The 6,869-nt window shown below is 42.7% G+C and carries 6 protein-coding genes; 2 read left to right on the forward strand and 4 right to left on the reverse strand.

What is annotated here, in order from left to right; genetic code table 11:
- The first annotated feature begins 1 nt into the window (after position 1).
- Entirely contained in the window at positions 2-1,732 is a 1,731-nt protein-coding gene (locus QZ076_RS16755) for an ATP-binding protein (protein ID WP_293714957.1), read from the forward strand.
- A gap of 108 nt (positions 1,733-1,840) precedes the next feature.
- Here the strand turns inward: QZ076_RS16755 and mscL are convergent, their stop codons facing one another.
- Positions 1,841-2,266 carry a large-conductance mechanosensitive channel protein MscL gene (gene mscL / locus QZ076_RS16760; protein WP_075558442.1) on the reverse strand — a complete coding sequence of 142 codons (426 nt, stop codon included), beginning with the start codon at positions 2,264-2,266 and terminating at the stop codon, positions 1,841-1,843.
- A gap of 74 nt (positions 2,267-2,340) precedes the next feature.
- The gene (gene hcp / locus QZ076_RS16765; protein ID WP_293714959.1) at positions 2,341-3,996 is read right to left on the reverse strand and encodes a hydroxylamine reductase; all 1,656 of its coding nucleotides are present in this window, start codon (positions 3,994-3,996) and stop codon (positions 2,341-2,343) included.
- Between the two features lie 340 nt (positions 3,997-4,336).
- Between hcp and QZ076_RS16770 the strand changes: the two genes are divergently transcribed.
- A complete protein-coding gene (locus tag QZ076_RS16770; protein ID WP_293714962.1) occupies positions 4,337-5,005 on the forward strand; it encodes a Crp/Fnr family transcriptional regulator in 669 nt (222 codons plus the stop codon).
- A 70-nt stretch (positions 5,006-5,075) separates the two neighbouring features.
- On the opposite strand, the gene QZ076_RS16775 is transcribed toward QZ076_RS16770, so the two are convergent.
- Together QZ076_RS16775 and QZ076_RS16780 are read right to left on the reverse strand one after the other, a co-directional pair.
- Complete coding sequence (locus QZ076_RS16775) at positions 5,076-5,588, reverse strand: ferritin-like domain-containing protein (RefSeq protein ID WP_293714964.1); 513 nt, start codon at positions 5,586-5,588, stop codon at positions 5,076-5,078.
- 121 nt (positions 5,589-5,709) lie between these two features.
- Positions 5,710-6,588 carry a pirin family protein gene (locus QZ076_RS16780; protein WP_293714966.1) on the reverse strand — a complete coding sequence of 293 codons (879 nt, stop codon included), beginning with the start codon at positions 6,586-6,588 and terminating at the stop codon, positions 5,710-5,712.
- Between the last annotated feature and the right edge of the window lie 281 nt (positions 6,589-6,869).

The raw sequence follows: 6,869 nt of genomic DNA on the forward strand, positions 1-6,869 counted from the left end.
TATGAATAAGTCTGTAAGTATGAAGATTAAAACGAAGCTTATCTTCGGGATAGGTTTGTTATTCGTTATGATTGTGTTGCTGGGAGGACTGGCTGTAAAGAATATCAATAATATGTCTGTCGACACTCAGAATATCCTGGCGGATAATTACAATTCACTTCTATATTCAAGAAGAATGTTGAGCGCCCTTGAGCGTATCAAGACAGACCCGGTAGCGCAGGCGGAGTTCGATAAAAACCTCGAATTGCAGAAAAAGAATATTACGGAAGTGGATGAGAACGTGGCAACGACTCATCTGGCTACCCAATATGAAGCGATGCATAAAGAACTGAACGATACGACGATTCAACGTGTACGCATGGCTCTCAACGATATCATGAGCCTAAATATGGCTACCATATATCGCAAAAGCCAGATAGCCGGACATACGGCAGACCAGGCTTTGTTGTGGATCTGCATAATAGCCGTTATTTGTATCCTGACAGCTTTTGCTTTCCTGATCCGTTTGCCCCGATCGATCAATACGCCGATAAGGAAACTAACCGATGGTATCATGGAGATTGCCAACCATAATTATGAGAAACGGCTTGACTTAGGAGATTACCAGGAATTTTCGGATGTGGCAAACTCTTTTAACCGGATGGCTGAACGGCTTACCGAGTACCGTAAAAGTACCTTGGCCGATATTATCCAGGCTAAAAAGTATATTGAAGCGATTGTCAACAGTATCACGGAGCCCATTATTGGTCTCGATGGCAACCGTTCGATCCTTTTTGCCAATGACGAGGCTCTTACGATCCTGAATCTGAAACGGGATGTTGTGATCGGTAAATCCGCAGCCGAACTGGCTTTAAAGAATGACTTGCTTCGTCGCCTGGTACGTGAACTGATCCAACCGGACGAGAAAAAGGAACCGTTGAAAATATATGCCGATAACAAGGAAAGCTATTTTCAGGCAAAATATATCCCGATCCGTGTGACGGATGAGAACGGGAAGGAGAACCAGTATGTGGGCGATGTGATCCTGTTGAAGAATATTACGGAGTTTAAAGAGCTGGATTCGGCTAAGACTACATTCATCTCTACGATCTCCCACGAGTTAAAGACACCGATCTCAGCCATTATGATGAGTCTGAAGCTTCTGGAGGATAAACGGGTAGGCGAAATGAACGATGAGCAAAAGGCTTTGTCGCAAAGTATCAAAGACAGCAGCGATCGTTTATTGGATATCACCGGCGAACTCCTGAAAATGACGCAGGTGGAAACGGGTAAACTGCAACTGAACCCGAAGATCACCAAGCCGATCGAACTGATCGACTATGCCATCAAGGCAAACCGTGTGCAGGCCGAACGTTTCGGTTGCCATGTCGAAGTCGAGTATCCGGAAAAGATATCGAAGCTGTTTGTCGACAGTGAAAAGATAGCCTGGGTGTTGACTAATCTGTTATCGAACGCTATCCATTACACGCCGGAAAATGGGCGTATCATCATTGGAGCCAGGCAGATAGATAAAACCGTAGAAATATTTGTGAAAGACTTTGGTAAAGGCATCGACCCGCGTTATCACCAAAGTATCTTCGATCGTTATTTCCGTGTTCCCGGCACGAAAGTACAGGGTAGTGGTCTTGGGCTGGCAATCAGTAAAGACTTTATTGAGGCCCACGGCGGAACGATCCATGTGGAGAGTGAGATCGGTAAAGGAAGTACATTTGTTATCCGGTTTAATGTATAAGAAGAATAGTATAATATAATCATGAAAGTATTCTCCATGTATGGACACAAAAAAGTCAGTATCGACTGCTTCAAAAAGCAGTCGATACTGACACTTATCTCTGGTTTCTTACTTTTTATCTTTCAGTAAATCACGTATCTCGGTCAATAGCTGAACATCGGCAGGTGGAGCGGGAGGTGTAGCCGGGGCTTCCTCTGTCTTTTTCTTATTCAGGGCATTCATTCCTTTTATCATCATAAAGATAGCAAAAGCAATGATGATGAAGTCTAATGTTACCTGTAAGAAGTTCCCGTAGTTGATCGTAACGGCAGGGGTAATCACTTTGTCACCTTCCATCACTGCGTGCTTCAATACGATTTTCAAATCTGTAAAGTTCACTCCGCCGACCAATAATCCTACTGCCGGCATAATTATATCTCCAACGACTGATGATACTATCTTACCGAAAGCACCACCGATGATGATACCGACAGCCATGTCGACAACGTTGCCGCGCATGGCAAACTGCTTAAATTCTTGTAAAAATTTCCCCATATATATTCGCCTTTTTTATGATATAACCGTAATTGTTTCTATTTGGTTGCGAATATACAATGTTTTGTTAAAAATCAGGCAAGAATTAACTTGTCAATATCTTCGTCCGGTGTGCTGATCGTTCCTATCCCAAAATTTTCAACCAATACCTGTGCAACATTTGGCGAAAGGAAAGCTGGTAATGTCGGGCCTAAATGGATGTTTTTAACGCCAAGGCTCAATAGAGCCAATAGGACGATGACTGCCTTTTGTTCGTACCATGCAATATTGTAGACAATCGGTAACTGGTTGATATCTTCTAACCCGAATGCTTCCTGCAACTTCATGGCGATCACAGCCAGGGAATAACTGTCGTTACATTGTCCGGCATCCAATACGCGGGGAATGCCCCCTATATCACCGAGCGGCAGTTTGTTGTAACGGTATTTTGCACAACCGGCCGTCAGGATAACGCAATCGGATGGTAATTCGCTGGCGAACTCCGTATAATAGTTACGACTTTTCATACGTCCGTCGCATCCGGCCATTACTACGAATTTGCGGATGGCACCACTTTTTACCGCATCGACCACTTTTCCAGCCAAAGCCATTACCTGATTGTGGGCGAATCCTCCGGTGATTTGTCCGTGTTCTATCTCTTTCGGGGCGGCACAGCGTTTGGCATGGGCTATGATCTCTGAATAATCTTTGGTCTTGCCGTCTTCTCTTGACGGGATATGCTTCCATCCCGGGAAACCGGTCGAGTTGGTCGTATAAACGCGATCTTTGTATGAAGCACTTTCCAGTGGCGGAACGATGCAGTTTGTCGTGAACAGGATCGGGCCGTTAAAGCTTTCGAACTCTTCCCGCTGTTGCCACCAGGCGTTCCCGTAGTTGCCGACAAAATGTTTGTATTTCTTGAAAGCCGGATAATAGTTGGCAGGTAACATTTCGCTATGTGTATATACATCGACTCCGGTTCCATCTGTCTGTGCAAGTAGTTCTTCCATATCTTTCAGATCGTGACCGCTTATCAGAATGGCTGGATTGTTGCGTACACCGATATTTACCTGCGTGATCTCCGGATTGCCATAACTGCTTGTATTTGCCTTATCCAGCAATGCCATTGCTTTTACTCCGTAGCTTCCGGTTTCCAGCACTAATGCCGTTAACTGTTCAGCTGAAAGGTCTTTCCGTAAGGTCTCTGCCAATGCAAACTGAATGAACCGGTGTAAGTCTGCTTCCTCAAATCCGAGGTTTCCGGCATGTTCCACATAAGCAGCCATTCCTTTCAGTCCATAAATGATCAGTTCCTTTAAAGAACGGATGTCGGGGTTTGCTTCACGTAATACACCGACTGTCAGTGCTTTCCCTTCGAAAGCATCCTCGTTACCTTTCCAGACCAGTTCGTCGATGACCGGCAGTTCGATACCTCGTTTACCGGCTTCGTCTTTTAACTGATCCCTTAATTCTATTCCTTTGACAACGCGTCGGGTAATACTTCCCATATCGAAGTTAGCATTTGTGATCGTAGAGAAAAGAGCATCCGCAACGAAATGATTGATATGTGAGGGTATTTCTATCCCGGCATTTCGTAGTTGAGTGGCAACAACAGATACTCCTTTGGTGATGAATAACAACAAGTCCATCCGGTTGGCAGTCTCATCGTCTTTTCCACAGACTCCTTTAATCGTACAGCCGGTTCCTTTCGCAGCTTCCTGACACTGAAAACAAAACATTTTTGCATCCATACTATTCTATTATTTTATTGGTTTATATTGTTCTGAAAACAAAAGTAGGACAGACCGCTTTCCTATATTGTACCAAATGTTACAAACGCGAATATTTTTTAGATAGATGTGGTAGTTCTTTTATTTGGACAAGAATGAAACTTATGTCAGACATTATGTAATTTTATTTAGTTGCTGATAAAAGTTGTTGTCGAGAGCGTCGGCAATATTGCCGACAGTGTCGAAAGCTTTGCCGACGCTGTCGATTATTTTGCCGACATTGTCGGCAACAACTTTCCTGCAGGGAAAAATGAATTAATCTCCTTTTCTTTTCTTATATTTGCCTTATATATAAATGACTATGCTAGCAATACTTTCTAAATCCGTACTGTTTAGAAATATTTCTGATACAGAGATTTCAGAATTGCTGGAAACAGCAGCTTACAGGGTGGTGGCTTATCGTCCGAAAGATATTGTCGCTCTTCAGGGAGCACCATGCAATCATCTGATGATTGTATTGAGTGGGCTTCTACAAGGGCAGATGGTGAATGATGCCGGTAAACTTGTTGTTATTGAAGAGTTGCAAGCCTCCCAGTTGTTGGCGCCGGCTTTCCTGTATGCTCCTCAAAATAATCTTCCGGTAAACATTCTGGCAATGGAGCTTTCGGAGATATTATTTATTCACCGGGATGATTTTACCCAATGGATGCAGCTGAACAAGCAACTTCTTCAGAACTTCCTGATGCTGATATCCGGCAGAAGTCATTTCCTGAGCGATAAGATCATGTTCTTATCACTAAAGAATATAAAGAATAAGATTGCAGATTATTTGCTTCGTAAACTACCGGAGCCATCGGCAGATGTTATTCATCTGACCGAAACTCAGCAGGAGATAGCCGATTCGTTTGGAGTGACCCGCCCTTCTCTGGCACGGGCTTTGGCCGAAATGGAGCAGGAGGGAGTTATCTCCATCGCCCGGAAGATTATAAAAGTCCGTAATATGCCGGCTCTTAAGCAGATGGCTCAATAATAAATAAACCCACGGCTTTCTATCGAAAGGAGTGGGTTTATTTTCTAAGTAATTTATACCGGACGGGCTATTACTTGTTTAAGAAAGAACTTTTCATTCTGGCAATATCTGTCAGGTAGTCTTGCAAGTCCTGTTCATGTTCTTCTTCCATACCCAGGATGTGTTTTGCTATTTCACAGGTTGTGAAGTCTTTACCGTCTGTGAATTCGGCGATTTGCTGGTATCTGACGATAGCACAACGTTCGGAAGCAACGTTCTGGTTCAATAGGCTGACAACGTCAAAATCGTTAGGTACGTCATATTTGCATCTTGCCAGTTCGAACCATTTCTTAGGGTCGAGTACTGGAACGCCTTCCAATTCGATAATACGGTCGGCCAGTAATTTGGCGTGGCCTAATTCTTCGTTGGCATGTTCTTCAAATTCGGCTTGTACGTTTGCACGCATAGCACCTTCTGCAACCAAAGCGCCTACCCAGTATTGATAGTATGCTAGCCATTCTTCTGATAATGCAGCGTTAAGCTGTGATAATAAACTTTCTACATCTAGTTTTTTCTGTAGGATCTTAACACTTTCTTTTGCCATAACTGTAAAATTTAGTTTAGTATAATGCTCGTTTGTATTGTTCAAACAATGCTACTGGGCGTTTGTTCATACCGAAACTTTATACAGTTCAGATTTATTGTTTTTTCAATTATGTTAGCGATCAGTCGTCCAGTTTACCGAACTTACCTGCTCCCAGGTCAATATAAGCTTGTTTCAACTCTGCTACATTATTCATAACGAACGGACCGTATGCAGCAATAGGTTCTTTGATCGGTTCACCACTCAAGATAAGTACAGTTGCCTTATTTACTGCCTGGATGGTGAAAGTTTCTCCTTTATTTTCGAATAACGCGAAATAGTCGGTCGGAACCAGTTCATTATTATTGATCTTTACAGAACCTTCAACGACTAAAACAGCCGTGTTATAATCTGCCGGGAATGAGAATTCGGCATTTCCTCCCTTATTTAATTGGACATTTAATAAATGCATAGGAGTAAAGGTGGATGCTATTCCGTCCGTTTCTTGGTATTTACCGGCAATGATCTCGATCTGACCGGCATTATCGGGCAGTTCGACTTTCGGAATCTGGCTGTTTACAATAGACTGATATTTAGGATCAGCTTTTTTGTCCTTAGCTGGAAGGTTGATCCATAATTGTACAACATGGAATTCACCTCCTTTCTGACTGAAGCTTTCTTCATGGTATTCCTTATGAAGTACTCCGGAGGCCGCTGTCATCCATTGGATATCACCCGGACCGATCACACCGCTATTGCCTCTGCTGTCATGGTGGGCAACTTTTCCTTTATATACGATTGTGACAGTTTCAAATCCGCGATGAGGATGTACTCCGACACCTCTAGGTTCTTTACGCGGTGAGAATTCCATTTTAGCATTATAATCTAACAAGATGAATGGATTCATACGTTCTCTGCTTAATTGTTCCAGATGTGGTATGAAGTTATGTACTCTGAATCCGTCTCCAACCATGTGCGGAGCAGGTGGGGCTATGATATTTTCTACTTTTTTTACCGTCATAAATAATCTCCTTATTTTTATAGTAAAACAAAAAAGGGAAAGGCTTTGTTGTACCAGCTATCCTTTCCCATATAATAATGTATAGAGAAATAGCTTTTGATGTGGCTGGCGATTCGATAGCGGCTGAAATTGAAGGGGCGCTGTGTTATTAGACTTAGTTTAATTTTTTTTTCTTTGTAACGTTCAGTAATACAGTAATGTAGTTGTTTTGCTACGATTTTGAGTGAAAAATAAAGTGATAAAAGTTTGGAGTGTATGTTTTATAACACTACTTTTGCATC

It is taken from the genome of uncultured Parabacteroides sp. (genome assembly GCF_905196875.1).
Taxonomy (GTDB): Bacteria; Bacteroidota; Bacteroidia; order Bacteroidales; family Tannerellaceae; genus Parabacteroides.

What these genes read in the sequence shown, in the direction of transcription:
- QZ076_RS16755 (WP_293714957.1), top strand. Translation starts at nt 2, where the DNA reads ATGAATAAGTCTGTAAGTATGAAGATTAAAACGAAGCTTATCTTCGGG.
- mscL (WP_075558442.1), bottom strand. Translation starts at nt 2,266, where the DNA reads ATGGGGAAATTTTTACAAGAATTTAAGCAGTTTGCCATGCGCGGCAAC.
- hcp (WP_293714959.1), bottom strand. Translation starts at nt 3,996, where the DNA reads ATGGATGCAAAAATGTTTTGTTTTCAGTGTCAGGAAGCTGCGAAAGGA.
- QZ076_RS16770 (WP_293714962.1), top strand. Translation starts at nt 4,337, where the DNA reads ATGCTAGCAATACTTTCTAAATCCGTACTGTTTAGAAATATTTCTGAT.
- QZ076_RS16775 (WP_293714964.1), bottom strand. Translation starts at nt 5,588, where the DNA reads ATGGCAAAAGAAAGTGTTAAGATCCTACAGAAAAAACTAGATGTAGAA.
- QZ076_RS16780 (WP_293714966.1), bottom strand. Translation starts at nt 6,588, where the DNA reads ATGACGGTAAAAAAAGTAGAAAATATCATAGCCCCACCTGCTCCGCAC.